Annotated in this window: 23 protein-coding genes and 1 riboswitch; of the genes, 9 read left to right on the top strand and 14 right to left on the bottom strand. The window is 45.9% G+C overall.

All coding sequences use genetic code 11. The features are described from left to right. Window positions 1-111 precede the first annotated feature (111 nt). From C7Y66_RS21130 to dxs, 8 genes are all read right to left on the bottom strand, one after another. Complete coding sequence (locus C7Y66_RS21130) at window positions 112-615, bottom strand: molybdenum cofactor biosynthesis protein B (RefSeq protein WP_106547104.1); 504 nt, start codon at window positions 613-615, stop codon at window positions 112-114. Between the two features lie 14 nt (window positions 616-629). Next, window positions 630-965 (bottom strand): photosystem II reaction center protein Psb28, encoded by a 336-nt coding sequence (gene psb28 / locus C7Y66_RS21125; RefSeq protein WP_015156105.1) that lies wholly within the window; start codon window positions 963-965, stop codon window positions 630-632. Window positions 966-1,088: 123 nt separating this feature from the next. Then, window positions 1,089-2,855, bottom strand: coding sequence for a tetratricopeptide repeat-containing serine protease family protein (locus C7Y66_RS21120; RefSeq protein WP_106547103.1), 1,767 nt, complete (start codon window positions 2,853-2,855; stop codon window positions 1,089-1,091). Window positions 2,856-3,049: 194 nt separating this feature from the next. Further along, the gene (locus C7Y66_RS21115) at window positions 3,050-3,904 is read right to left on the bottom strand and encodes a serine protease (RefSeq protein ID WP_233222778.1); all 855 of its coding nucleotides are present in this window, start codon (window positions 3,902-3,904) and stop codon (window positions 3,050-3,052) included. Further along, window positions 3,905-4,573: a COP23 domain-containing protein gene (locus C7Y66_RS21110; RefSeq protein WP_106547102.1), complete on the bottom strand. Its 669-nt coding sequence runs from the start codon at window positions 4,571-4,573 to the stop codon at window positions 3,905-3,907. 314 nt (window positions 4,574-4,887) lie between these two features. Further along, complete coding sequence (locus C7Y66_RS21105) at window positions 4,888-6,324, bottom strand: serine/threonine-protein kinase (protein WP_106547101.1); 1,437 nt, start codon at window positions 6,322-6,324, stop codon at window positions 4,888-4,890. 113 nt (window positions 6,325-6,437) lie between these two features. Beyond that, window positions 6,438-7,502: an S-methyl-5-thioribose-1-phosphate isomerase gene (mtnA, locus tag C7Y66_RS21100; protein ID WP_106547100.1), complete on the bottom strand. Its 1,065-nt coding sequence runs from the start codon at window positions 7,500-7,502 to the stop codon at window positions 6,438-6,440. Window positions 7,503-7,697: 195 nt separating this feature from the next. Beyond that, a complete protein-coding gene (gene dxs, locus C7Y66_RS21095; RefSeq protein ID WP_106167820.1) occupies window positions 7,698-9,608 on the bottom strand; it encodes a 1-deoxy-D-xylulose-5-phosphate synthase in 1,911 nt (636 codons plus the stop codon). 359 nt (window positions 9,609-9,967) lie between these two features. Here dxs and C7Y66_RS21090 point away from each other — a divergent pair, with 359 nt between their 5' ends. Beyond that, a complete protein-coding gene (locus C7Y66_RS21090) occupies window positions 9,968-10,873 on the top strand; it encodes a serine protease (protein WP_106547099.1) in 906 nt (301 codons plus the stop codon). Between the two features lie 19 nt (window positions 10,874-10,892). Continuing rightward, window positions 10,893-11,282, top strand: a complete 390-nt coding sequence (locus C7Y66_RS21085) for a hypothetical protein (protein WP_106547098.1) — start codon at window positions 10,893-10,895, stop codon at window positions 11,280-11,282. Window positions 11,283-11,410: 128 nt separating this feature from the next. Here C7Y66_RS21085 and cobS read toward each other — a convergent pair whose 3' ends face one another. The 3 genes from cobS to ftsH3 form a co-directional block, all read right to left on the bottom strand. Then, a complete protein-coding gene (cobS, locus tag C7Y66_RS21080; protein ID WP_106547097.1) occupies window positions 11,411-12,163 on the bottom strand; it encodes an adenosylcobinamide-GDP ribazoletransferase in 753 nt (250 codons plus the stop codon). 133 nt (window positions 12,164-12,296) lie between these two features. Beyond that, window positions 12,297-12,671, bottom strand: coding sequence for a type IV pilus biogenesis protein EbsA (ebsA, locus tag C7Y66_RS21075; RefSeq protein WP_106547096.1), 375 nt, complete (start codon window positions 12,669-12,671; stop codon window positions 12,297-12,299). Between the two features lie 244 nt (window positions 12,672-12,915). Further along, window positions 12,916-14,754 (bottom strand): ATP-dependent zinc metalloprotease FtsH3, encoded by a 1,839-nt coding sequence (gene ftsH3, locus C7Y66_RS21070; RefSeq protein ID WP_015156116.1) that lies wholly within the window; start codon window positions 14,752-14,754, stop codon window positions 12,916-12,918. A gap of 272 nt (window positions 14,755-15,026) precedes the next feature. Between ftsH3 and C7Y66_RS21065 the strand changes: the two genes are divergently transcribed. Next, window positions 15,027-15,884 carry a DMT family transporter gene (locus C7Y66_RS21065; RefSeq protein WP_106547095.1) on the top strand — a complete coding sequence of 286 codons (858 nt, stop codon included), beginning with the start codon at window positions 15,027-15,029 and terminating at the stop codon, window positions 15,882-15,884. 43 nt (window positions 15,885-15,927) lie between these two features. On the opposite strand, the gene C7Y66_RS21060 is transcribed toward C7Y66_RS21065, so the two are convergent. Continuing rightward, the gene (locus tag C7Y66_RS21060) at window positions 15,928-16,761 is read right to left on the bottom strand and encodes an aminotransferase class IV (protein ID WP_106547094.1); all 834 of its coding nucleotides are present in this window, start codon (window positions 16,759-16,761) and stop codon (window positions 15,928-15,930) included. A 189-nt stretch (window positions 16,762-16,950) separates the two neighbouring features. Between C7Y66_RS21060 and C7Y66_RS21055 the strand changes: the two genes are divergently transcribed. Next, window positions 16,951-17,205, top strand: a complete 255-nt coding sequence (locus tag C7Y66_RS21055; protein WP_106547093.1) for a DUF4212 domain-containing protein — start codon at window positions 16,951-16,953, stop codon at window positions 17,203-17,205. Window positions 17,206-17,214: 9 nt separating this feature from the next. Then, the gene (locus tag C7Y66_RS21050) at window positions 17,215-18,891 is read left to right on the top strand and encodes a sodium:solute symporter family protein (RefSeq protein WP_106547092.1); all 1,677 of its coding nucleotides are present in this window, start codon (window positions 17,215-17,217) and stop codon (window positions 18,889-18,891) included. 61 nt (window positions 18,892-18,952) lie between these two features. On the opposite strand, the gene C7Y66_RS21045 is transcribed toward C7Y66_RS21050, so the two are convergent. After that, entirely contained in the window at window positions 18,953-19,684 is a 732-nt protein-coding gene (locus C7Y66_RS21045) for a hypothetical protein (RefSeq protein WP_146149833.1), read from the bottom strand. A gap of 891 nt (window positions 19,685-20,575) precedes the next feature. On the opposite strand from C7Y66_RS21045, the gene C7Y66_RS21035 reads away from it, so the two are divergent. Beyond that, window positions 20,576-21,052, top strand: a complete 477-nt coding sequence (locus C7Y66_RS21035) for a tetratricopeptide repeat protein (RefSeq protein WP_106547090.1) — start codon at window positions 20,576-20,578, stop codon at window positions 21,050-21,052. 61 nt (window positions 21,053-21,113) lie between these two features. After that, window positions 21,114-21,401, top strand: a complete 288-nt coding sequence (locus C7Y66_RS21030) for a hypothetical protein (RefSeq protein ID WP_106547106.1) — start codon at window positions 21,114-21,116, stop codon at window positions 21,399-21,401. 14 nt (window positions 21,402-21,415) lie between these two features. Here C7Y66_RS21030 and cimA read toward each other — a convergent pair whose 3' ends face one another. Continuing rightward, entirely contained in the window at window positions 21,416-23,074 is a 1,659-nt protein-coding gene (gene cimA / locus C7Y66_RS21025; protein ID WP_106547089.1) for a citramalate synthase, read from the bottom strand. 94 nt (window positions 23,075-23,168) lie between these two features. On the opposite strand from cimA, the gene C7Y66_RS21020 reads away from it, so the two are divergent. Next, the gene (locus C7Y66_RS21020; RefSeq protein WP_106547105.1) at window positions 23,169-23,528 is read left to right on the top strand and encodes a 2Fe-2S iron-sulfur cluster-binding protein; all 360 of its coding nucleotides are present in this window, start codon (window positions 23,169-23,171) and stop codon (window positions 23,526-23,528) included. A 143-nt stretch (window positions 23,529-23,671) separates the two neighbouring features. Beyond that, window positions 23,672-23,767: riboswitch (TPP riboswitch) on the top strand. Between the two features lie 94 nt (window positions 23,768-23,861). Continuing rightward, on the top strand, window positions 23,862-24,989 hold a 1,128-nt coding region (thiO, locus tag C7Y66_RS21015; RefSeq protein ID WP_199197548.1), incomplete at its 3' end, for a glycine oxidase ThiO.

The following is a 24,989-nucleotide window of genomic DNA, read 5'->3' as shown; positions in this document are numbered from 1 at the left end:
ACATTCGTAGGGGCGCACAGCCGTGCGCCCCTACAGATCTGTTACCTCATGTGACTGAAAACTGCTATATATCTTTTGCTAGATGTCTGCGCATCAATCGGCGATCGCCAACTACTTGCGTAACTGTCTGACTAAATGAGTCAACTCTGGCAAAATCAGCTTTTCCATTGCCATTTGTACGGCGTTAGTAGAACCTGGAAGCGAAAAAATGAGTTTACCTTGATGTACCCCCGCGATCGCCCGCGAAGCTACGGCGCGGGAACCAATGTCTTGATAGCTTAAATACCGAAATAATTCGCCAAATCCTGGTAAAGTTTTCTCTAGCAAAGAGGCGATCGCGTCGTAGGTTGTATCTCTGGGGGCGATACCCGTACCCCCATTAAAAATTGCCACATCTAAATCTACACGCTGGCTGAACGATTCTATCTGCGATCGAATTTGCTCTGGTTCGTCTTTAACAATCGCATAAAATCCCACAGTATGACGCGCTGCTACGAGCAATTGCTCGATTCGGCGACCGCTTTTATCTGTTTCTGGGGAACGGGTATCGCTGACGGTGATAACAGCACAACTGACTGTCAATCCTGGTATGTCAGGGTGAGGCTGATGTGTCACAGATTTCTAAAAAACTACGATTTGTTGAATCCCAAGCCGTGTTCGTTGGCGTATCTTTCCATAAACCGCATAAACCGATCCCACTCTTCGGTCGATTTCATCAGGTAGATCGCTTCAATGGCTTCTGGTTTACCGTTGATAAATTTTCCCTTGACTTCGCGGGTCACAAGTTCCCCTTCTTCATCAATCAAGTACATCCCCGTCACTTCTTCATTGCTACCCTCGCTCAAAATTTGGGGGTTTTGAAAATAAAAAGTTGCCGTACCATTACTCCCATCTCGCGATCGCGTCAAGCGTACATCTGGGACTGTTTCTTCGGTAACACCTTTAGAAAACTGAATCTGAGCCATAATGACGAGCTGTAAATTTCTATGATGAGTTGTTTAAGTATTTTCTCATCATTTTGAACTAGCTGACGCATCAGTTGTCAGTGTAGAGACGTTACATGTAACGTCTCTACACTGACTTAACCACTACCAAGTTGAGTTATTTTCGGGTTGCGCTGGTGCGGCAGATTCGGGAATATTACCTGAATCGCTAGAGTTAGTTGGTTGAGAGTTGGTTGGTTGAGAGTTAGTTGGTTGATTGAGATTGGTGGAATTATCTGATGGTGAAGTTGTTGTTGGAGTCACTACAGGTGCGGGTACTGCGGGAATTACGGGCATTGCTTGAATGCTCTCAATTTTCTCCAATGCTTTTTGATAATTCGTGCTGTCGTTTTTTTGTTGGAATATATTAGCAGCCAGCTGTAAGTCCTCGATCGCACCTTGGCGATCGCCTAAATCGCGCCGCACGAGACCTCGGTTGTAATGAGCTTCGGCATTTTTCGGCTCTATGCTAATGACTTTACTAAAATCGTTAACTGCTCCTTCTCGATCTCCTAAGCGGCGGCGGAGAATTGCTCTGTTGTTGTACACTGTCGTCCAACTAGGATCGAGATTTAAAGCATGGCTAAAATCATCCAGCGCTCCTTTAGAGTCTCGCAACATCGTCCGAGCTAAGGCGCGATTGTAATATGCCCTAGAATTATCCGGTTCGAGCCGGACGACGCGATCGAAATCGTCAAACGTTCCCTGACCGTCTCCCATACTGCGACGAATCGCACCGCGACTATGGTAGGCTTGAGCGTCGTTGGGAACGAGAGTGATGTAGCGATCGAAACTTGACAGCGCTTCCTGTTTGTTGCCCCGATTGTAAAGAATGACTGCCCGTTGATAATAAGCATTGGCATAGTTGGGGTCAAATTTCAGCGCTTGGTCGTAGTCTGCTAGCGCCCCCTGCTTGTCTCCTTGGTCGTAACGGGCGTTTCCCCTTTGATAGTAAGCGTCGGCGTAGTTGGGGTTGCGGGCGATCGCTTGAGTGTAGTTAGCAATTGCTCTGGATCGATCGCCGCGATCGCGTTCTACCGATCCTTTAGCGAAAAAGTCTGAAGCAGATTTGGGATTTTCTAACCTTTGAGCTGGTTTATCCGTACTGGGGGCAGTATCCACCGCGACTGCTGGAGCTTGAGGGATCTGCGATCGCATTGCCAAAAACGTATTAATCGGAATTGCCCCATTAAAACCAGTTTTCATATTTACCGCCATCGTCGCGTCGCTGCCCTGCTGCTTCACATCTACGCGATCGCTACCTCCCAACCCGTGAATCCCAACGACTCGACCATCAATATCAAAGACAGGACCGCCGCTCATTCCACCTTTTGTCACTGAGTTATAACGCAGTGTATAGCCTTCTGGCGCACTGCTGGGACGACTAGTCACGAATCCAGGCGAAAAGACAAAATCGCGGTCTGCACCAAATTTCCGGTCTAAAGCAGGGAAGCCCATGACAAAAATTTCTGCTCCTACAGGCACGTTAGACGGCGCTAGTTTGGCAACCGGGTATACAGCCGCACTACTAAATGTCACCAATGCCAAATCGGGGTCATTCGGGCTTTTTTGCAATTTTTCCGTACTCACAACTGCATAACTCTGACCATCATGAGTACGAATCGTATGCGGTGCAGGCATTAAAGCAACATGATTGCACGTCAAGACAGTGTAAGTATTGCCCTGTCGTTGAATAATCACTCCAGAACCGCCATCTTTAACTCCCATCGGAGGATTGACCTGCACCGTCATTGGACTGCCAATTTTGACAATTTCTTGAGGAGATAGAGCCAGCGCTAAATTATGGCTCGTTACTAACACTACTAAAGTTACCGTTCCGGTCAAAAGAGGATAAGTAAAGTTTGTTTTCATAAATCAGTTATCAGTTATCAGTTGTCGTAGGGGAGGACAGTTGCGTGCGGGGGTATCCCCCGTTGAGCAAACTGTCCGTGCGGGTGCGCACAAGCAGTTTCACGGGCTTTAGCCATAATCTTCGCTTCATACCCACCCGTACAGTTGTCAGTTATCAGTTATCGGTTCATCTTGACTTCTGACTTGTGACTTCTTCACTTCAGTGCTTGCGAAAAAGCTGTAGTGGGAATTGCCCAGCTCAATGCTTCCATTTGCTGGTACATTTGCTCGGATGGTGCAGAGCCATCAGTAAATGTAAATGCACTAATACCTTGAGGCGGGTATTTCAAGCGTCCGTTGATTCCAACGAGTTGCCCTTTGCGGTTTAAAACTGGTCCACCACTCATCCCTGGATCGATCTCGTTGGTATAACCCAATTGATATCCTTCCTGTAGAGATTTTTCTGGTAGCATTGCTACTTCACCTTCCGTCACTCGTAAGGCTTTAATACCCCAAGTTCTAGTGTCTTCGACTGCATCCGCACTCGTCCATTGCCAATTAGGAAATCCAGCAGCATAGATGGAATCACCGACAGCTACAGCTTTGGTATCGGCGATCGCCACGACTTGATATGCTGTTTTGCTGGTAAACTCTACCAAGGCTAAATCCGATCCAGACAATACAGGCGATCGCAACCGCTTGCCTACATGCTTTTGTCCGTCTGCGGTTAGAATCGTGAAGCGCTCGTCCTCACCCTCACCCACAATGTGAGCGCAGGTCAATATGGTGTACGTTTCTCCTTTGTGCCGCACGATCGCGCCCGATCCTGTAGCAGCAGCGGCAAAAATTCGTACAGTCACTTGTCTGGCAACTACTGGCACTGCGATCGCTACGGCGGGTTCTACACTTGTAACCTGACTCATCAGCATCGGCTGAGACCGCGATCGCGCTAAGGCTTGCTCGGAGTTTTTTAGTATAGAAATATACGCTAAACTCGCAATTATCAGTGTACTTACCAAGACTTTAACAATCAATTTACCTCTTGCCTCTCGCCAACTACCAATTACCAACTACCAACTACTATTTGCAGGAGAGTTACTAGGTTGCTGCACGGGAGATGCTTCACTTGCGCCTGTACCCGCTGATTCGTAACCAGCTGAAAAAGCCTCCTCTACTGCTGCTTCAATATCAATAGCGCCAGTAGGTGCAGTCTCACCTTCACCGCCAGCACTCTCACGAATTGCCGAATAGTCGGCACGCTGACCGAAACGCAGCAAATTGGCTAAAGCTGCACCAGGGTTTTTAGCATTTTCTGGAGAGAGGGTAAATAGCGTATTGCTTGTATCGCAGCTAGCACCAGAATTGACATAACAGATAACTGTCTCATTTTTAATGATTCCAGTTGTCAGTAGTAAATTACTTAGTCTCCCACCATTCGCGGCAACTGCTTTAGTCAACTTCTGGGAAACTAGCTGACAGCGTTCTTGAGGTGTATATTCTGCACTGACTTGTCTTTGCCAGGTAATCATTGGTGCAGAGCGTTGATTTCCCCTAGCTGCAACTGTAGCAAAGCCATTCCCAGAACGGACGCAAATAAAAGTGGTTGCCTGATTGGAGGTATTTTGTGAAGATACTTGACTACGACTGGTATTCTGCGCCCCTACTCGATCCTGAAATCCTATGACACTGGCACATGTCAAGCTAGCTACTAAAACAAAGATTGGAAATTTAAATTTCATGAGGAACTTTTTTAATTATTAGTTATCAGTCATCAGTGTAGAGACGTTACATGTAACGTTTGTACAAAGTTATCGGTTAATTCCGACTCACGACTTATGACTTTCCTTACACTACTCACTCTCTATACAGACTGACATCTTAAATTTTCGTGAAATGTCTCGAATAATTTATTCAATTTTTCTTAACTTCCATAGAAAATAGTACCTTTTTTCTACCTGTTCGCAAGAAATTTAAGAATTTTTTGATTATTTTTCGTAAATTATTATACTTTGCTTGTATGCGTATTTTGAGGAGCTATGGCGCGATCGCTTACTTACCACGGTTCCAGAGGTTGTGGTGATGCGGGTGGCGTTGAAGGGGATTGAGTTGGAGGCTTGGATTGAGGTAGCAAAAAATACAAATAGAAAATGCCAGCCACAAGTGTCACTCCTGCTACTCCTAACACAAAGCCTGCACTAGACAATAACCATAAGTTTCTTCTAGTTCTTTGTGGTTCGCGACTATTTTGCTCAACGGGAGGGTTTTGCACCTGAGTTTGGCTCAACTGTTGCGCTCGTCTTGAGTCGGTTGGATTCGAGTCGGTTGGATTTGAGTTTATGGCATCGGTGCGATGAGCTAGCGGCGTATACTGCTTGGGTTGATGTTGGTGCAGATCGAATATGCGCGTTTGAGGAGTCTGAGTTCGATTGGACGAGGGGGAAGTTACTGATGGCGGTATAGGCTTTCTCTCATCTGTAGCTGAGTTTGCTGAATTTGGGGCGATCGCCTCCTTGGTGGGTTGAGAATGGATAAAACCAGCAGTATGCCCCAAAGAAGTTGGTAGCACGGATTGTAGTGCCGCACTCAATTCCATCACTGAGCCAAAGCGTTGCTCTGGTTGCTTGTTTAAACAGCGCATGACAATTGCTTCTAGCTCGACCGACAAGTGTGCGCATTTAGGTTGCGATCGCAATGATTGAGGCATTTGGGAAGTGTGGGCAATTCCCCATGACACGCCACTCGTTTTGCGGGCTTCAGTTCCGAAGCCAAATGGATCGGAACCGCTCAGCATCTCGTAGAGAATCATCCCCAAACTGTAAATATCTGCCCGTCCGTCGATATTTTTCTCTATTTGTAACTGTTCCGGTGCAGCGTAGCGGAACGTACCCAAGAACGTACTGGTCAGGTTAGTTAACTCTAGTGCTTCATCGCGGATTTTAGCAATCCCGAAATCGAGAATTTTAACTAACTCCCCTAAAGCGGTTGGGATCAGAAAAATATTATCGGGTTTGAGGTCGCGGTGAACGATTTGGATCGGATCGCTCGTGGTGACAACTCCCTCACGCCGAATCCTAACACCTTGGTGAGCGAGTTGCAGTCCCGCACAGACTTGACAGGCAATTTCAATCGTTCGTTCTACAGGCAATCGTGTCTCTCGTCGTAGGAGTTGCCCTAGTGTTTCGCCAACGAGGTATTCCATCACGTAGAAAGGGTATCCCTCTTCCGTCACGCCGTAGTCACTAATATCGACAATATGGTCGCTTTTGAGGGCAGCACAAAGCATCGCCTCGCGCTCAAAACGTTTATGCAATGGAATCGAGACAGCGAGCGTGTCTCTCAGTAATTTCAGCGCTACCTCCTGTCCCAGCCGCGTATCCATAGCTAGATAAACGTTACCCATACCACCCGCACCGATGCGCTGTTCTAGATAATAGCGTCGGCAATCGCCAATAAAACGACCGATCCAGGGATCTGAGCTTGAAGTGTTCATCAAGAAGGTGGTGCGTGGTGCGTGGAGAATTCGGAATGCAAAATTCGGAATTCGGAATTAGTTTTGAATGCGTGAATGCGTGAATTGGAAGTTGCTCCGCGACTCTCTCTTCTCTATGCTACATATTTATGCTGTAACTCTTGCTGCAACTGACTGGGAGAAAATGCCCCATGCTCGGTAATAATTGCTGTAATCAAATGAGCGGGAGTTACGTCAAAAGCTGGGTTGTAAAATTCCACGCCTGCTGGAGTCAAGATAGTATCGTCAATCTGATAGACTTCAACCGGATCGCGTTCCTCAATTGGGATTTCTCGACCAGTTGCGATCGCAAAATCAATTGTTGCTACGGGTGCGGCAACATAAAAAGGAACGTCATGTGCCTTAGCTACCAGAGCTAAGCTGTACGTGCCAATTTTATTTGCCGTATCGCCATTAGCGGCGATGCGGTCAGCGCCCACCACAACGGCGTGAATCATACCTTGCTGCATACAGTGGGCAGCCATACTATCTGTAATTACCGTAACGGGTATCCCTTCCTGGACGCATTCCCAAGCAGTTAGTTTTGCCCCCTGGAGACGAGGGCGAGTTTCATCGGCATAGAGGCGCGATAACCTACCACAAGACCAAGCAGAACGCACAACACCCAAAGCCGTACCATAACCTGCGGTTGCTAAGGCTCCAGCATTGCAATGAGTTAAGAGATTGAGTTGAGCGGGAGTTTTTGGCAAGAGTTCCAGACCGCGATCGCCAATTGCCTGACAAGTTTGTAAATCTTCGGTTTGAATTGTCTGTGCTGTAGTTAACAAAACTTGGCGAATTTCCTCAACCGTGCCGATCGTTTCGTAGGCAGTTTTTAACATGCGAGCGATCGCCCAAAATAAATTTACCGCTGTTGGGCGGGTTGCTCGCAACATCTGAGCCACTTGCTCTAGCTGCGACAAAAACTGCTCCCGATCGTGGGTTTCAATCTCCCGCGCCCCCAAGTACATACCGTAGGCAGCAGCGATACCGATTGCTGGTGCGCCTCGGACAATCATCGTTTTGATTGCCTGTGCCATATCTTCACAGCGATGAATTTCCACAAAGGCATACTCGGCTGGCAAGTGCGTTTGGTCGATGAGTAAAACCGAGCCTTCGTACCAAATTACAGGGTAGACGTGGGTAGGACTAGAGATCATAGAGAGCTAGGGGCTAGGGAAAAGTCAAAAGTCAAAAGTCAAAAGCCAGGAGAAGCTGGATATAAATTCTTATATATCACTACTCACTACCTACTCTACTCACTCATAACAAATGACGAATGAGGAATGACTATTTACCAATTACCAATTACCAATATAAAAAAGGTGGGCGATCGCCCACCTCAAAATCAAAAATTACGAACCTACAGGAGATAACTGCTGGCTGAAGAACGCTTGACGCACGGTTTCAGCAATTTGCGGACTGGTCAAACCCAAATCGGCTTTCGATTCATTTGGTTCGGCGTGATCTACCAAAGTATCTGGTATGCCAATTCGCTTGACAGGAACGACAACATTTGCATCGAGTAAAGCTTCGGCTACCGCAGAACCAAACCCACCCATCAGACAGCCTTCTTCTAAAGTCACGACGCGCCCGATTTGTTTTGCCAAAGGTAGAATTAGCTCTGTATCTAGGGGTTTGGCAAAACGAGCATTAATTACCGTGGCTTCAATCCCATGTTCGCGCAAAATTTCTGCGACTTGCATCGCAGGGTGAACCATCGCACCAAAACCAATCAGTAAGAGATCGTCCCCATGTCTGAGGATTTCCCCTTTCCCAATTGGCAAGGATTCCCAACCTTCCTCCATGAGGGGAACGCCGTAACCGTTACCACGTGGATAACGCATGGCGATCGGTCCATCAGTGTAGTTAACTCCAGTAACGACCATCTGCTGCAACTCAGCTTCGTCTTTGGGAGCCATCAAAACCATGTTGGGCAAGCAGCGCAGGTAGGCAATATCGTACATACCTTGGTGCGTCGGACCGTCAGACCCCACAATTCCCGCCCTGTCCATACAGAAAAAGACGGGTAGATTTTGGATGCAGACATCGTGGACTATCTGATCGTAGGCACGTTGCAAGAAAGTCGAGTAGATAGCCACTACAGGACGCATTCCCTCACAAGCCAAGCCAGCGCCTAGAGTGACGGCGTGTTGTTCGGCAATCCCAACATCGACATATTGTTTTGGTAGCTTACTCGCCAGTTTATCCAGTCCCGTTCCAGTTGCCATTGCTGCCGTAATCCCAATAATTTTGGGGTTATTTTCGGCAAGTTTGACCAAAGTATGAGCAAAAACTTTAGAGTAGCCAGGGGGTTTGGGCTTGCTGGAGGGTATGGCTTTACCCGTTGTCAAGTCGAAGGGAGATTGGGCGTGGTATCCCACTTGGTCTTTTTCGGCAATCTCGTAACCTTTCCCTTTAACTGTTGCAACGTGGACGAGTACTGGTCCTTGGATGTGATGTGCTTGCTCGAAGGTCGCAATCAATTCTGCCAGATTATGACCGTCTACTGGTCCGAGATAGGTGAATCCGAGTTCTTCGATGATTGCTCCAACTTTTGACACGGCTAACCGCTTCATGCCACCCTTAAGCCGATGCAGTTCGGGGGTGAGAGATTCGCCAACAAAGGGAATGTGTTTAACTTGTTCTTCTAAATTATCGGCAAGAAACTGTACTGGTGCAGAAAGACGCATTTTATTTAAGTAACGAGAGATTGCACCAACATTCGGTGAAATTGACATCTCGTTATCGTTCAATATCACGAGTAAATTTGTCTTAGGCAAGTGTCCGGCGTGGTTGATCGCTTCAAGTGCCATACCACCTGTTAGCGCTCCATCACCAATAATTGCTGCGACTTTAAATTTATCCCCCTTGAGATCTCGTGCCAGTGCCATTCCCAGTGCAGCAGAAATACTCGTAGAAGCATGACCCGCGCCGAAATGGTCGAATTTGCTCTCACAGCGCTTGAGATAGCCAGCGACTCCATCTTTCTGCCGGAGAGTGTGAAACTCACTGTATCGACCAGTAATCAGCTTGTGCGGATAGGCTTGATGTCCGACATCCCAAATCACCTTGTCGCGATCGAGGTCTAATGTTTGGTATAGCGCTAGGGTCAATTCCACCACGCCTAGCCCTGGTCCCAGGTGTCCGCCACTAGCGGCGATCGTTTGCAAGTGTTTTTCGCGAATTTGACGAGCAATTTGTTGTAATTGACGAATCGACAAACCGTGCAACTGATTAGGATGGGTGATTTCACTCAGGTGCATATTGGGTGTTCCCTCTGCGTTGCGTCTTGTGCTTCACCACTCGACTGTTGCCAACTGTCTTGGGTGGAGTCGTAGAGGTGAAGTATGTATTCCTTCCTCAATGTAAAAGATTTCGGGTGCAATGCATATTAGTAAATATTTTCCGTTCGGAGAGTTACCGCGATCGCCCTCTCTAGCTATACCTTAAATTCACATCCTACAGGTTATACCCGAGTTTTAGTCATTAAATTGACATAAAAAGTTGTTGCCTTACCAAGGCTTTAACTCTACTGTGAAGATTGGGTAAATAGCTAGTAAACGGTAGGAAATATGTCATCTACCTTATGTATTAGCTTTCATCCACAAATTAAGGATTATGGATGAAGGGACTCGTTATGAGTAAAAATCTTAATTGCTTAAAGTTTTTGACGAAAAACCGTAGGTTAACTGCCACTATCTTATCGCTCGGTAGTTGTTTGGGAGCGATCGCGCCAACACTCCAATCCTCACAAGCATATATCATCGGGCAAGACGACCGTGTTTTACCTGCGTATGAGTGGTTGACAGTAGCGCCTCGTAAAGCAGTGGGGCAGCTAGAATCTCGGATGGCAAACGGGCAGTACAAACTTTGTACTTTTACCGTTGTAGGTCGTAATATTGGATTGACAAATAGCCATTGCGTACGGGACGAACAAGGAAAGATACCAGTACAAGCCAAAGCTTATGTCGTACGCTATGGCACGACTCAATTAGCTATAGCAAATGTTGACGCTTACTGGACAGGGCTGCAAGCTTTTCCTAAGAACATAGAAGAATGGAGACGGGATTGGGCAATTGTCCGGTTCACCACAAATTTAGGGGATGCCACGGGTTGGTATGGTAACGTCGAGTGGAACCCAAACGACATTAGCAAAGCAGGAGACACTGTTGTCGGTCAGCCTACAAACTACATCGGTTATCCTACTGATTGGCCCACCGATCCAGCTTTGAAAGATTATCAAGGGTACTTACCAGCCTTGCAAGCTGGCTGTAATATTTTGGCTAAAGATCCACAGTTAGAAATCCTCATACACGACTGTGACATCATGCAAGGAACCTCTGGTTCGTCTATGTTTTCTGCGGTTTCGGAAGTGGACTTTCGGACTATGGCTTTGAATAACGGCTACGCCACGGCTGTTGATGGTAGACCGATTAGTACGGCAGTACCTCTAGAGCGGTTTATGCCAGCTATTCTCAAACTGAGACAAACAGGAGCAACTAACGACACCGCAGTCCCTGTTCCATAGATTACCTCGATTGCCATCAATGATAAATAAGCAAAACCAATACTTACTATTATTAGGGTTAGTCACGACATCAATATCGGTCGTTGCAACCGCATTTATTTCAAGTGCCAGTGCTAACGAGCTACTCTGCTACCTTCAAACTCGGGATGGTAAACAAGTGGATCTTTCTCAAATGTGCAACAAGAAGACATCTCCCACTCCCACCAAACCTGAGACTACGAATACAAGCCATCCTACTACCGCTCCTGGCAATCTACAAACAGGTCCTAACCAGTCCAAAATTCCTGTTATCGATCCCAAAATGCCAGCCAAAGTTCCTCTTGTCATTAAAGACAAACCATCTGCATTGTGGAACTCCATTCCCGATCTACCTTATCCTGCAATCGAAGGACGGACAATTCGGGATTAAATGAGTGAGGAGTGAGTAGTGAGTAGTGAGTAGTCATTTGTCATTTGTCATTTGTGAGTAGGTTAGCTACTAGTGTACTTTTCTCCTTCAGTTCCCTGCTCCCTGCTCCTTTTCTTCACTGATAACTGTCAAAAAGCTGTCAGCAAGCACAAAAATAAAGCTTCCGTCCATTCTACGATCGCGCCGTAGGTATCTCCCGTGTGACCGCCTAACTTATAATTGAGCCAAGCTCCAGTTACAATCGCGATCGTGCTTCCACCTAATGCCATAGCAAGAGACGCTACAATGCGATCGCGGTTTAGCAAGATTTGTACTCCACTAAGACCGAGTAATAATAACAGTCCTGGCAATAAATCCCAATAAGACCGAATCGCTGCTTTGTGAAACGCTCCTTTACCTGTAGGTTTGAGATAAGGATAACAGGCGATCGCGACTTGTTGTCCCCATCGTCCCCAACCACAAGCTGCCATCAATATTAAAGGGCGATAAGTATCGAGATCGGTTAAGGCTGATATTTTTAATAGTAGGATGGCGATCGCCACCATTGCTCCAAACGCACCTGTAACGCTATCTGCCATGACTTGTAAGCGTCTTTGCGGATCTTGTACTGCCAAGCCATCAGCAGTATCCATTGCACCATCTAGGTGCAGTCCCCCAGTAATCGCCATCCAACTCGCGACAACTACAGCACTGCGAGTTAGTATGGGTACGCCTAATAAAAATAAGCCCAGATCTAACAATCCCAGAATTCCACCCACAATCAAACCTACCAGCGGTACAAGACGCGCTACGCGCTGAAAGTCTAATTTCAACTTAGGAATGGGCAGACAAGTATAAAATGCGATCGCTGCTAGAAAATCTAATCCAAGTTTCAATATCACAATTTACAAGTCTCCCTTTCTAAAGGGAATTGAGGGGGATATAATCTATGTTCTCACCCTCAAGCGATCGCACCACCAATTATCGATCGCTAGCAGCTAATTGCTCAGAACTACTCATAAAAATAACTATTTGCTATTCTTCAATACGGAGTAGTTTGCGGTAAAAAGGTTTAGAAAAATCTGTACTGCGGCTGCGCTGAAAATTGAGAATGACATCGATTAAATGATCGATATATTCCGAGCTTTGCATTAGCAGCTCATAACTCAACTCGGCATTACCATCAAATTGTAGCCGACACCGGATCAGGTCTGCTGGTAATGTGGAAATATTCCAAGTTGCTATAAAGGGAATACCATCCGCGCCTTCAATTCTACGCTGTCCTTCCATCACTCCTTTTTTAAACAAACTGATGGCAAGAGGTAAGATATTACGTTTATTGCCTTGAAAATATGGAAGGTAAACTCTTAATTCTTGCTGGTTGGCGGGTTGAAGTTGTTGAATGGACATAGGTGTTTAAGGGATAATAGTTACTGGGAGTTGGTAATAGGTAGTTGGTAGTTGGTAGTTGTTGGTAATTTTGTAGAGACGTTACATGTAACGTCTCTACACTACTATTTTTCAGTATTCCCAGAAATTGCCCTATGACAACACTTACTTGCTGAAATAAAAAAGGTGAGCCTTGCCCACCCTACTATTGAAATAAAAAAAAGGTGAGCCTTGCCCACCCTACTAATGTTGATGTTTTGAACAACTATGCGATCGCAGCTGTTCTAACATCGTTATTTGCTAACAACTCTTGCAGTTCGTCTGCATCTACAGTTTCTTTCTCTACTAGCATTTGGGCTAGCCGATCTAGAATGGCACGGTTGTCAGTTAGGACTGATTTTGCTCGCTTGTAAGCGGTATCAACGAGCTGATGCACTTCTTCGTCAATGACGGCGGCTGTCTCTTCGGAAAAGTCGCGTTCGGCAACGATATCGCGTCCGAGGAACATATTACCTTGTTGACGACCGAGAGCAACCGGACCGAGGCGATCGCTCATACCAAAACGAGTAATCATTTGTCTGGCGACTCTAGCGACTTGTTGTAAGTCGTTGGATGCACCAGTGGTGACTTCTTCTTCGCCAAAGATAATTTCTTCGGCAATCCGACCACCTAAAGCTACAGCCATCTGATTTTCTAAATACGAACGGCTGTAAAGTCCGGTGTCCATCCGGTCTTCGCTAGGTGTGAACCAAGTCAAACCACCAGCGCGACCGCGAGGAATGATGCTAATTTTCTGTACGGGGTCGTAGTCTGGCATCAGCGCCCCTACTAGAGCGTGACCGGCTTCGTGATAGGCGACCAGTTGCTTGCGCTTCTCGCTCATCACGCGGTCTTTCTTCTCAGGACCAGCCAACACGCGATCGATCGCGTCATTGACTTCATCCATCGAAATTTCGCTCAGGTTACGTCTAGCAGCTAAAATTGCAGCTTCGTTCAATAGGTTCGATAGGTCTGCACCTGTAAAACCTGGGGTACGACGGGCAATTCTGTCTAGATCTACGTCTTTTGCCAAAGTCTTGCCACGGGCGTGAACTTTGAGGATTTCCAAACGTCCGGCGTAATCGGGTCGGTCTACAACCACTTGGCGATCGAAACGACCGGGACGCAATAACGCTGCATCAAGTACGTCTGGGCGGTTAGTCGCAGCAATAATGATGATTCCAGTATTGCCTTCAAAGCCATCCATTTCGGTGAGTAACTGGTTCAGGGTTTGCTCCCGTTCGTCGTTACCACCACCTAAACCAGCACCCCGCTGCCGTCCGACAGCATCGATTTCATCGATAAATACGATACAAGGTGCGTTTGCCTTTGCTTGCTCGAATAGGTCGCGGACGCGAGACGCACCCACACCAACGAACATTTCAACGAATTCAGAACCGGAAATTGAGAAGAAGGGAACGCCAGCCTCACCCGCTACAGCACGAGCCAGCAGGGTTTTACCCGTCCCTGGAGGTCCAACTAGCAATACACCTTTAGGAATTTTCGCCCCGACTGCGGTGAAGCGATCTGCATTTTTTAGGAAGTCTACAACTTCGTTTAATTCCAATTTGGCTTGGTCGATTCCAGCCACGTCGCCAAATGTTACCTGAGTTTGTGGCTCCATTTGTACCCTGGCTTTAGACTTGCCAAAGTTCATTGCTTGGCTGCCAGGACCATTTTGGGCGCGGCGTAGTAAAAAGAATAAGCCAACTAAAAGCAAGACGGGGACAAATAAGCTGCTTAGGGCTTTAAACCAAAAACCTTCATCAGTTTGAGGTAGAACCGCAATATCAACTCCTCTCTCCGTCAAGATCGAAATTAATTCGGGGTCATCGGGTAAATTAACGATGACTTGGCTGCCATCTTGAGGCTTGACAAGCGCCCTGGTGCGATCGGCACTAAGTCTAACCTGAGCAACTCTACCTTTTTCAACTGCTTGTATGAAATCGCTGTATCGCCATGTCTCTCGACTCTGAGGCTGTTTGTCAAAGAACGCCGTTCCCAGCGCAATGACCACAATTGCCAGTAATGCGTACAGCCCTGCGTTTCTCCACCGTTTATTCACCGAGGGTTAGCCTCCTAAAGCTTACGGGCAAGGGCGTTTTTTTCTTATGTTAATTAATTTTAATCTACCTTAGAAACTTGCCACTTGTCAGGTATCAATTATCAGTGACTGGTGGCTGGTGACTGGCGGCTAGACATAACAATTCAGTTTCCAGCCACTAAGTGCTAGCCACTAGCCACTATTCTTAGGGGTGATTTGTTGCAGCGGCTGATGTTGAATTATGGTTGATTGGGGTTACGCGATCGCACTCCGATCGACGATGTTGGTGAACGATGAAAAAGATTGGTTCTCAGCCTACTCTATCGCCTACAAGTTTGGTGCTGCTGTCGATCGCCTCGACTCAGTTAGGTTCGGCGATCGCGAAAACGTTGTTTAGTACGCTCAGTCCTGCTGCTGTAGTGCTGTTACGGGTGGGTTTTGCAGCGGTGGTGTTGCTGGTGCTATGGCGATCGCAAATTAAGGGCATTCAGCGTCAAAACTACGGGGTGCTGATTTTATTTGGTTTGTCTTTGGGTTTGATGAATCTCTCATTTTATTTAGCGATCGAGCGGATTCCGATTGGGATTGCGGTGGCGCTTGAATTTATCGGACCATTGGGAGTGGCGATCGCCAATTCTCGGCGCTTGCTCGATCTGTTATGGGTGTTGCTGGCTGGATGCGGGATCGTGTTGCTGGCTCCAATTGGTGGTTTGACTGTCAATCTCACTGGAATTATTTTGGCGCTGACGGCGGGGGGATTTTGGGCGGCTTATATTCTCCTTTCTGCTAAAGTGGGGCGGGTTGTTCCTGGAGGTGTGGGACTGGCTTTGGCGATGGCGGTGGCGGCGATCGTCATTTTACCAATTGGAGTGATTACGGGTGGTTCGGCGCTGTTAAATCCACAAATGTTATTTATTGGGTTTGGGGTGGCGATTCTGTCTTCGGCGATTCCATACTCGTTTGAGTTAGAGGCGTTACGGTGGCTACCTGTAAGGGTGTTTGGCGTGTTGTTGAGTTTGGAGCCTGTGGCGGCGGCTGTGATTGGTTTTGTTGTTTTGCGGGAAACTTTGGAGTTACGGGCAGTAATGGCGATCGCGTTGGTGACGGTTGCGGCGGGTGGGGCTTCTCTTTATGGGAGTAGGGGAAGATGATGTCGCGCAAAGACGCAGAGGCGCTAAGAGGAATAGGAAGATTTCATTCGTGCTGAAATAGTTTTTGTAAGTTCGTCAAAGCTGGATGATGGGGGTTGTAGTTTAGCTGATTTATTTTTTCTTGCCCTCGCTCCTCACTCCTGACTCCTCGCTCCTCAAATATGGTGTGGATGGGAATAACTTCTACAATACTGTTGCTGTAGGCGATCGCTTCCATTTTTGCAACTACGTCTGGTGTCCAGGGTTGTTCAATAACTTGTTGGTTTTGATTTTTGAGCCAGTCAAGCAGTTGCGATCGCATGACTCCTGGTAAAATTTCTGCTTCTAGTGGTGGTGTCCACCAGTTACCGTCTTGCCATCCCCACAAATTACCTGTGCTGGTTTCTAGCCAGTTACCGTTGGCATCGACAAGAATTGCTTCGCTGGCTGTTATGTGTTGGGCTTTTGTCTTGGCTAGCCACGCACCCAAGTAGTTACCTGTTTTATGGGTGGGTAGAAAGCGGTGAACTTCTTCTCCGAATATTAAGCTGGCTGCTACTCCATGTCTTTGCTTTTCTGTCAAGTCCCCTGGTAGCGATCGCCCTGTTATCCACTCTCTGCCGTCAGGAAAGATTGTGACTCTCAATACGGGAAAATCTTGCAGTAAAATTTCTGCTCCTTGTCGGACTTTTTGCCAGTTTGGTTCTTGCCAGTATAGGAATTGAATGCTGGTGCGGAGGCGATCGCAATGCCTTTTCCAGTTCGTCAAGGGGCGATCGAGCGACTGACAATAAATTCGTAGCGTAGTAAACACGGTTGCTCCATACAATAAACCTGGATCGTCAACCGCTAACTCGATGACATTTGTTTTGATTAAGTCGCCGTTATACCAAAAAATTGTCGTTGCCTCAGTTTACTTGTCTTTAAGTTTTAATTTCTTTGTCAGTTAATTCATGCTTTCTTGCAACTGAAAAGCAAACTTTTTTTGTGATGATTAGATTGTTAAGTTTTAAACTATTTTTACAGCCAAAGCCTTGCGTTTTTACATCTTAATTCATATCATTTCACAAATTCAATTTATAAAACTATGGATAGAGATAGACAAGAAGCATACTGGCGGGCAAACACGGCTTTAATTCGGAATCTATTAATTGTTTGGGCGCTGGTATCCCTGGTGTTTAGCATCCTGTTAGCACAGCCCTTGAATGCAATCCGAATTGGTAGCGTCCCTCTCGGCTTTTGGATGGCGCAACAAGGCTCGATATTAACTTTTGTAGTATTGATTTTTATCTATGCTTTTCAGATGGACAAGCTCGATCGCAAATATGGAATTAGAAAGTGAGGGAAAATCATGTCAGCAGAGCTTTGGACGATTATTTTAGTTGCCCTCTCTTTTCTACTGTATCTTTACATCGGTTGGCGATCGCGCGTCAAAGATAGTTCCGGCTTTTACGTCGCTGGGCAAAATGTCCCTCAGATTGCAAACGGTGCTGCAACTGCGGCAGATTGGATGTCGGCGGCTTCTTTTATCTCGATGGCGGGGTTAATTTCGACTCTGGGCTACGATGGCTCGATTTACTTAATGGGTTGGACTGGCGGTTACGTGTTGCTGGCACTCCTACTTGCTCCATATCTGCGCAAGTTTGGCAAGTATACCGTGCCGGATTTTGTCGGCGATCGCTATTATTCTAATGCGGCTAGGTTAGTCGCGGTTGTTGCTGCTTTATTTGTCTCTTTAACTTATGTCGCCGGACAGATGCGGGGTGTCGGAATTGTCTTCAGCCGCTTTCTCCAAGTCGATATCAGCACGGGCGTGATTATCGGGATGGTGGTGGTGGCGTTCTTCTCAGTTTTGGGCGGAATGAAAGGCATCACCTGGACGCAAGTAGCCCAGTATGGTGTATTAATTGTGGCTTATTTGATTCCCGCAGCGGCGATCGCTTATATTCTCACTGGCAATCCAATTCCGCAACTCGCCTTTACTTTTAGCGATATTGTGGGCAAGCTGAATCAAATTCAGTTGGATTTGGGTTTTAAAGAGTACTCGCAACCATTTGCTAACAGATCTCAGTTGGACGTGCTGTTCACTACCCTCGCCTTGATGGTGGGAACGGCAGGACTACCCCACGTTATCGTTAGATTCTACACGGTTCCTAATGTCAGGGCAGCACGTTATTCGGCTGGTTGGGCGTTGTTATTTATCGCCCTACTTTATACCAGCGCTCCCGCCTTGGCAACTTTCGCCCGTTACAACTTAATTAGCACTTTGCACAACCAGCCAATTACCGAAGTGCGACAGTTAGACTGGGCAAATAAATGGGAAAAAACCAAGTTATTAACCTTTGACGACAAGAACAATGACGGACGAATTGAGCTAACACCAGATAAAAATACAAGCGAAATCACGATTGACCCCGATATTATTGTCTTATCTACGCCAGAAGTGGCTAGGTTAGCCCCTTGGGTCATCGGACTGGTCGCTGCTGGGGGATTAGCCGCAGCTTTATCTACGGCTAGTGGTTTGCTGTTGGTGATTTCTAGTTCTGTGGCGCACGATATTTACTACCGCATCATTAATCCCAACGCTTCGGAAACCCAAAGGGTGTTTGTCGGTCGGATTATGGTCGGGTTAGCCGTGGTGCTGGCGGGATATTTTGGGATTAATCCGCCGGGTTTTGTGGCGCAAGTGGTAGCGTTTGCGTTTGGGTTAGCTGCTGCTAGCTTTTTCCCTGCCATTGTTCTCGGGATTTTTGACAAACGAACGAATCGAGAAGGGGCGATCGCAGGTATCGTAGTCGGTCTAATCTTCACCCTATTCTACATCGTCGGGGTAAAATTCTACGGAATGCAACCTTGGTTATTTGGGATTTCTCCTGAAGGAATTGGTACGGTGGGGATGATAATTAACTTCATCGTCACGCTGGTGGTTTCACGCCTGACTCCACCACCGCCAATCGCCGTACAAGAAATGGTAGAAGATTTACGTTCTCCTGCGGGTGCAGAATTACCTATTGAGTCTGTCCATTAATTTTTCTATTGTAGGGGCGCACAGCCGTGCGCCTTTATAATTGTGCGCCTCTAGCATGTCTTTATCCTAGCGTGAGGTAGTCTATTCGTTCAAAGTCACTGCGTTCTAAATTTTCTAATTCAGGACCCAGCAGTCGCACGTAACCTTGCTGATTCTCAACTCGACGTATAGCTGGGATATAAATATCTTGCTCGACCATAAAATCATAAATAAATCCGTATACACTTCCCATGTCTTCGCGTCGAAGCTGACGATTTTGAGATTGGAAGTAAAAAGAAATATCTTCTTCAAAGTCTAACATTTCTATAAAGTTGCCGTTTTCATATAATTCATACCCAATATAGCCACCCGTATCGCTCACTCTATAGTAAACTGTGCGAGTTTGCAGCAGACTAGAAAGAGTTTGAGCATCTTTTTTTTCGAGTGGAGTACAACCTGGTACAAAACCGAAGTTATAAATTGATGTCCAAGTTTGTTCTCTAAATTGAAATACAATAAAGCCTTGACCTGTAGTTACTATTTCGCGATCGTACACATCCTGTTCCCATCTATTCGCTTGTCTTACTCGAACAAAGGCTGATGCGACAGATTCTATTGGGGCTTTAACAAAAACAAAAGTTTGATTTAAGTCAATAGATTCAATCCCTCTTTTCTGTTCTAGAACCATATTTTTGTCTGATTGTAATAACGAGGTAAAAGCATTAATTTGGATGAATATATAGCGATTCTCGTTATGATGCGATACATTCGTAGGGGCGCACAGCTGTGCGCCCCTACAGATCTTGTATTTCATCGAATTGAAAAAGGCTATAAATAAAGCATAGGGCAATGATAACACTAAGCCCTATGCTTGGATTGAGATATAGCTCAGATAATCTCTAGTCTATTAATTAATCTGGATCTGAATTTGATGGATTCAAGAAAAGTCTTCCAGGCATTCCAGGAACTATTGATTCTGGAAGCGTTAGATTGAGAATATAAACTTCAGGATTTCTCAGCGAAGCTTGACCAAGCTGGAGGTTATTGAAACTACCTGGAACTTCACAGCCTATAGAGTGCCAGACACCAACACGTTTCGTAGAAGCCTCAAACCTTGTTTTTGTGCTAATCTCCCTTACATCTGCGGTAGTAAGAAAAATCATTGCTGGTATTCTTCCTGCATCTGCTACATCACTCCTACTAAGAGCATCAAGAAAACCTAGAATTTAGTAATCATCATAACTAGGGGTAGTAGACCTCCACTTAATGCTTTAACTTCATAAAACACGCTCTTGTCATATGTTAAAGGTGAACCCAAAGGAAGGTTTTGAATTACAAGTGGAAGCACACCATCTGGTACTACGTTTACTAATTTACCATTTGTCTTGTCTCTCCTTTGGGGTGATTCAAATTTTTCGGTATTTTCTGGAATTGGAATACCTAGTCTGATAGTAGCTAGTGCAAAGTGTAGATATCTTCATAGACTGACAAAGATAAACGCTCAAATATAGAGCAGCAAAACAAGAATACAAAATAAACTTAACTCTATTTTTCTCAATACTATAAGTGTAATTTTGCTGAAAACATTTACTCGCACTTGCTAGCTAAATTAGGTAGAATTACAGTAATTTTATAAAATTGATTATGCTTTGATAGATAAAAGCAAAAATAGTAATGTAAATTTTATATATAGGTGATACAAATAATGATTAAGTTTTTATATTTGGTTGTTACTGTTTTTTCTACTACAATGTCGATTCTATCTTTTCTTCAAAATGTATCAACAGCTCAAGAGTATCCAGGTTGCTTTATAATTGGTTCAGATGGCAAGATAGTTAGCCTTGACCCTCTATGCAAAAAGCGTAATGACGAGAAGAAATTAAGAATTGCAATGAAAGCCAACGAACTTTATCATCAGGGAATTGAATTAGGTCGTAAAGGATTTTATAAGGAAGCAATTTCTAATTATACTCAAGCAATTAATCTCAATCCTGATTTTGCAGAGGCTTATGTTTCTCGTGCTACCGTTCGATATTTAACAGAAGATGAACAGGGAGGTTTTGAAGACCTCAATAAGGCTTTGAATATATATAAGGATAGGGGAGATACACAAAGATATAATATCGTTCTCGATATGGTTCAGCATATAAGAAGAGAGGCTGAATGGGAGAAAAACCTCTAGTTATTCTAACTTGTTGAAGAAGTTCAGATGTAACGTTCTAAAAATAGAATTAAAAGATATAGTGAAAGCCAACGAATTTTATCAACAAGGGATCGATCGAGGTAGAAAAGGTCAATACAAAGAAGCATTTGACGATCTTACTCAAGCCATTAATCTCAATCCTGAGTTTGCAGAAGCTTATATTTACCGCGCTCATGCTAGAACTGGAATAGAAGATAAACAGGGGGCAGTGGCAGATTTTCAAAAAGCTATAGATATCTACAAATCTAGAGGAAGAACGGACATAGCCGACATGCTTCTAACACCATTACAGGCACTAAAAAATGAAATTGAATGGGGTGACGAATAATAGCTAATTTTAGCCTAGCTAGAGGTACTTAATACTATTTCTGCCATCATATGCAACATTAATCCGTATTCCAATCCTTCTACAACTGCCTGATAAGAAGCTTCTAAAATATTAGGAGAAACACCAACGGTCGTCCAACGCTGATGACCGTTTTTTGATTCTACTAAAACGCGAGTTTTTGCTGCCGTACCGCTGTGTCCGTCTAAAATTCTGACTTTGTAATCGCTCAATTCAAACTGAGCAATTTGTGGATAAAAGTTAACTAAAGCTTTTCTCAACGCCCTGTCTAATGCTGCTACAGGACCATTTCCCTCGGCGGCTTCGAGAATGTCTTGACCGTTGACAGTTAGTTTAACAGTAGCGAGGGCATTAGTATTCGTTCGCCCTTCGACTAAATCGCAGTGAACTTGAAAGCCTTTAATTTCAAAAAATTGCTGTCGTTTACCCAAAGCCTCGCGCATGAGGAGATCGAAACTGGCTTCAGCAGCTTCAAATTGATAGCCTTCACTTTCTAATTCTTTCAATCGTTGCAGAATTTGCCGTGCTGTAGGGTTATGTTTATCTAATTCAATCCCAAAAGTACGGGCTTTAGCGACGACATTGCTAATTCCTGCTTGGTCAGAAATCACGATGCGGCGGCGATTGCCAATTTGTTCTGGTTGAATATGTTCGTAGGTAAGGGGATTGCGTTCTACAGCCGAGACATGGATACCCCCCTTATGGGCAAAGGCAGAACGCCCTACAAAAGGTGCGTGTTCGTCAGGGGCAAGGTTGACAACTTCGCTGACAAAACGACTGACTTCAGTTAGTTGAGGCATTTGTGCGTCAGCAAGGCATTGGTATCCGAGTTTGAGCTGTAAGTTAGGGATGAGAGAACAGAGGTTAGCATTACCGCAGCGTTCGCCGTAGCCGTTGATCGTCCCCTGTACCATCTTCGCCCCTTCCATCACAGCAGCGATCGCATTGGCGACAGCTGTATCGGAATCGTTGTGGGTATGGATTCCTATTTGGGGAATGGGTAGGGGCGCACAGCTGTGCGCCCCTACAGAAATAAATGAGGCTACGTCGCGAACAATAGAACTAATTTCATGCGGGAGAGTCCCGCCGTTGGTGTCGCACAGGACGAGCCATTCTGCGCCAGAAGCGATCGCGGCTGCTAGCGTTTTTAAGGCATAGTCGCGATTGTGTTTATAGCCATCAAACCAGTGTTCGGCATCGTAAATGACTCGTCGCCCTTGGCTGCGAAGGTAGGCAACTGTATCGCGAATCATCTCTAAATTTTCTTCCAGGCTGCATTTTAGCCCTTCTGTAACGTGGAGATCCCAAGATTTACCAAAAATTGTCACCCAACGAGTTCCAGCAGCCAGAATCGCTTGCAGGAGTGAATCTTCAGCCGCACTGACATGGGGGCGACGGGTAGAACAAAAAGCAACGACTTCGGCTTGTTTGAGGGGCTCTTCCTTCAACTGCCAGAAAAATTGTACGTCTCTAGGATTTGCCCCAGGCCATCCACCTTCAATAAAGGGAACGCCCAATTGGTCGAGTTGGCGGGCAATGCGTAATTTATCCTCTAAGGATACAGACAAGCCTTCACGCTGCGTACCGTCGCGTAGGGTTGTATCGTAAATCCAGATCTGGTTTGGGTTGGAGGCGAGGGGTAATGCTTCGGTCATAGGGCAAGAACAAACACAGGAAAGCTCGAACTCTAGAAAGCGATATTCTGATTTTAGGTAGAACTAGATGGTGGAGTCGCTAGCTAACATGGATATGGTAAAGGTAATTGCTCAAGGTAAAACAATTGAATGCGATCGCGGCGCTAACTTACGACAAGTCTTGCTTAAGCATGACATTGAGTTGTACAACGGTGGCGCTAAAGTTATCAATTGTCACGGTATTGGCAGTTGCGGTACTTGTGCGGTGTTAGTCGAAGGCGAAGTTTCCGAACCAAATTGGCAAGATAAAACCCGTCGCTCCCTTCCTCCCCATTCTCCCACGCGCAACCTAAGGTTAGCGTGCCAGACAAAAGTTTTAGGTGATGTAAAGGTAACAAAATTTGACGGCTTCTGGGGACAAGGTACGGAAATTGTGTGGAATTCGGAATTCGGAATTCGGAATTCGGAATTATAGAAAGTGAAAGCTGAGGGGTTTATTGATGGAGATGAAGATACATCGCTTTTTCGGTCGATGTTTTATGTAGCAAACTACTATGACAATAGGGATAACATGAGAAGCTGCGCACATTTTCCTCTTATCCGCGTGCTAGGATAGTCAACCATAGCTAGGGGTGTCTGGGGAACCAGGCTGAGATAGTCCCTTAGAACCTGAGACTGGGTAATACCAGCGGAGGGAAGCTGTTTATGAGAACTCGAGATATATACAGAATGGCTGGCGAAGCATTGCAGGTAAAAGCGATCGCTCAATTTCTCGCCTCTTGCCTAACTCACAAATGACAAATGACAAATGACAAATGACATTTTAATTATTGGTGGCGGGGTCGTTGGTTTGGCGATCGCCGTTGAGTTAAGATTGCGCGGTGCATCTGTCACTTTACTCTGTCGCGATTTTCATGCTGCGGCAAGTCATGCAGCGGCGGGAATGCTAGCGCCTCAAGCCGAGCAAATTCCCCCAGGGGCAATGTTAGATCTGTGTTGGCGATCGCGATCGCTCTACCCCGAATGGACGCGCAAGCTAGAAGAAATTAGCGGTAAGCCAACAGGTTACTGGGCTTGCGGCATTCTCGCGCCTGTTTATGAAGATGTAGGGGCGCGCGGCTGTGCGCCCCTACAAGAAAATAATTCTTCCCCCGCTTACTATCTCGATAAAGAGGCAATCCACCTCTATCAACCAGGATTGAGCGAAGCAGTTGAGGGCGGTTGGTGGTATCCCGAAGATGCTCAAGTCGATAATCGGGCTTTGAGTTTGGCTTTATGGTCGGCAGCAGAATCTTTGGGCGTAGATTTGCACGATGGAATTGCTGTTGAAGGCATTTTACAGCATCAAGGGCGAGTTATTGGCGTTCAGACTGCCAGTGGCAACTTCTCAGCCGATCGCTATATCCTGGCATCTGGTGCTTGGTCGTCAGAGTTGTTACCCTTACCCGTGCGCCCGAAAAAAGGGCAAATGTTATCGGTACAAATACCAGATAGCGATCGCGCTGATGCGATGCTCCAGCAGGTTTTGTATGCCCCAGATGTCTACATCGTACCGCGCCGCGAACGCCGCATTATTATTGGTGCTACCAGTGAAGATGTAGGATTTACCCCTTACAATACTCCAGCGGGAATTCAAGCTTTACTGCAACGAGCCATTCGGATCTATCCCCAGTTACAAGATTATCCAATTCGCGAATTTTGGTGGGGTTTTCGTCCTGCGACTCCTGATGAGCTACCCATTTTAGGAAACAGCCCTTGCTCGAATCTTACCTTAGCCACTGGTCACTATCGCAACGGCATCCTCCTCGCACCCATCACTGCCAAGTTAATTGCTGACTTATGGGAACAAAAATTAGATCCTTTGCTAGAGAGTTTTAGTTATTTGCGGTTTATGAGAGGGAGTTGGGAGTCGGGAGTCGGGGAAGGGGGACAGGGG

It is taken from the genome of Chroococcidiopsis sp. CCALA 051 (genome assembly GCF_003015105.1).
GTDB classification, from domain to species: domain Bacteria; phylum Cyanobacteriota; class Cyanobacteriia; order Cyanobacteriales; family Chroococcidiopsidaceae; genus Chroococcidiopsis; species Chroococcidiopsis thermalis.
This window is presented reverse-complemented; position numbering and strand designations above follow the sequence as displayed.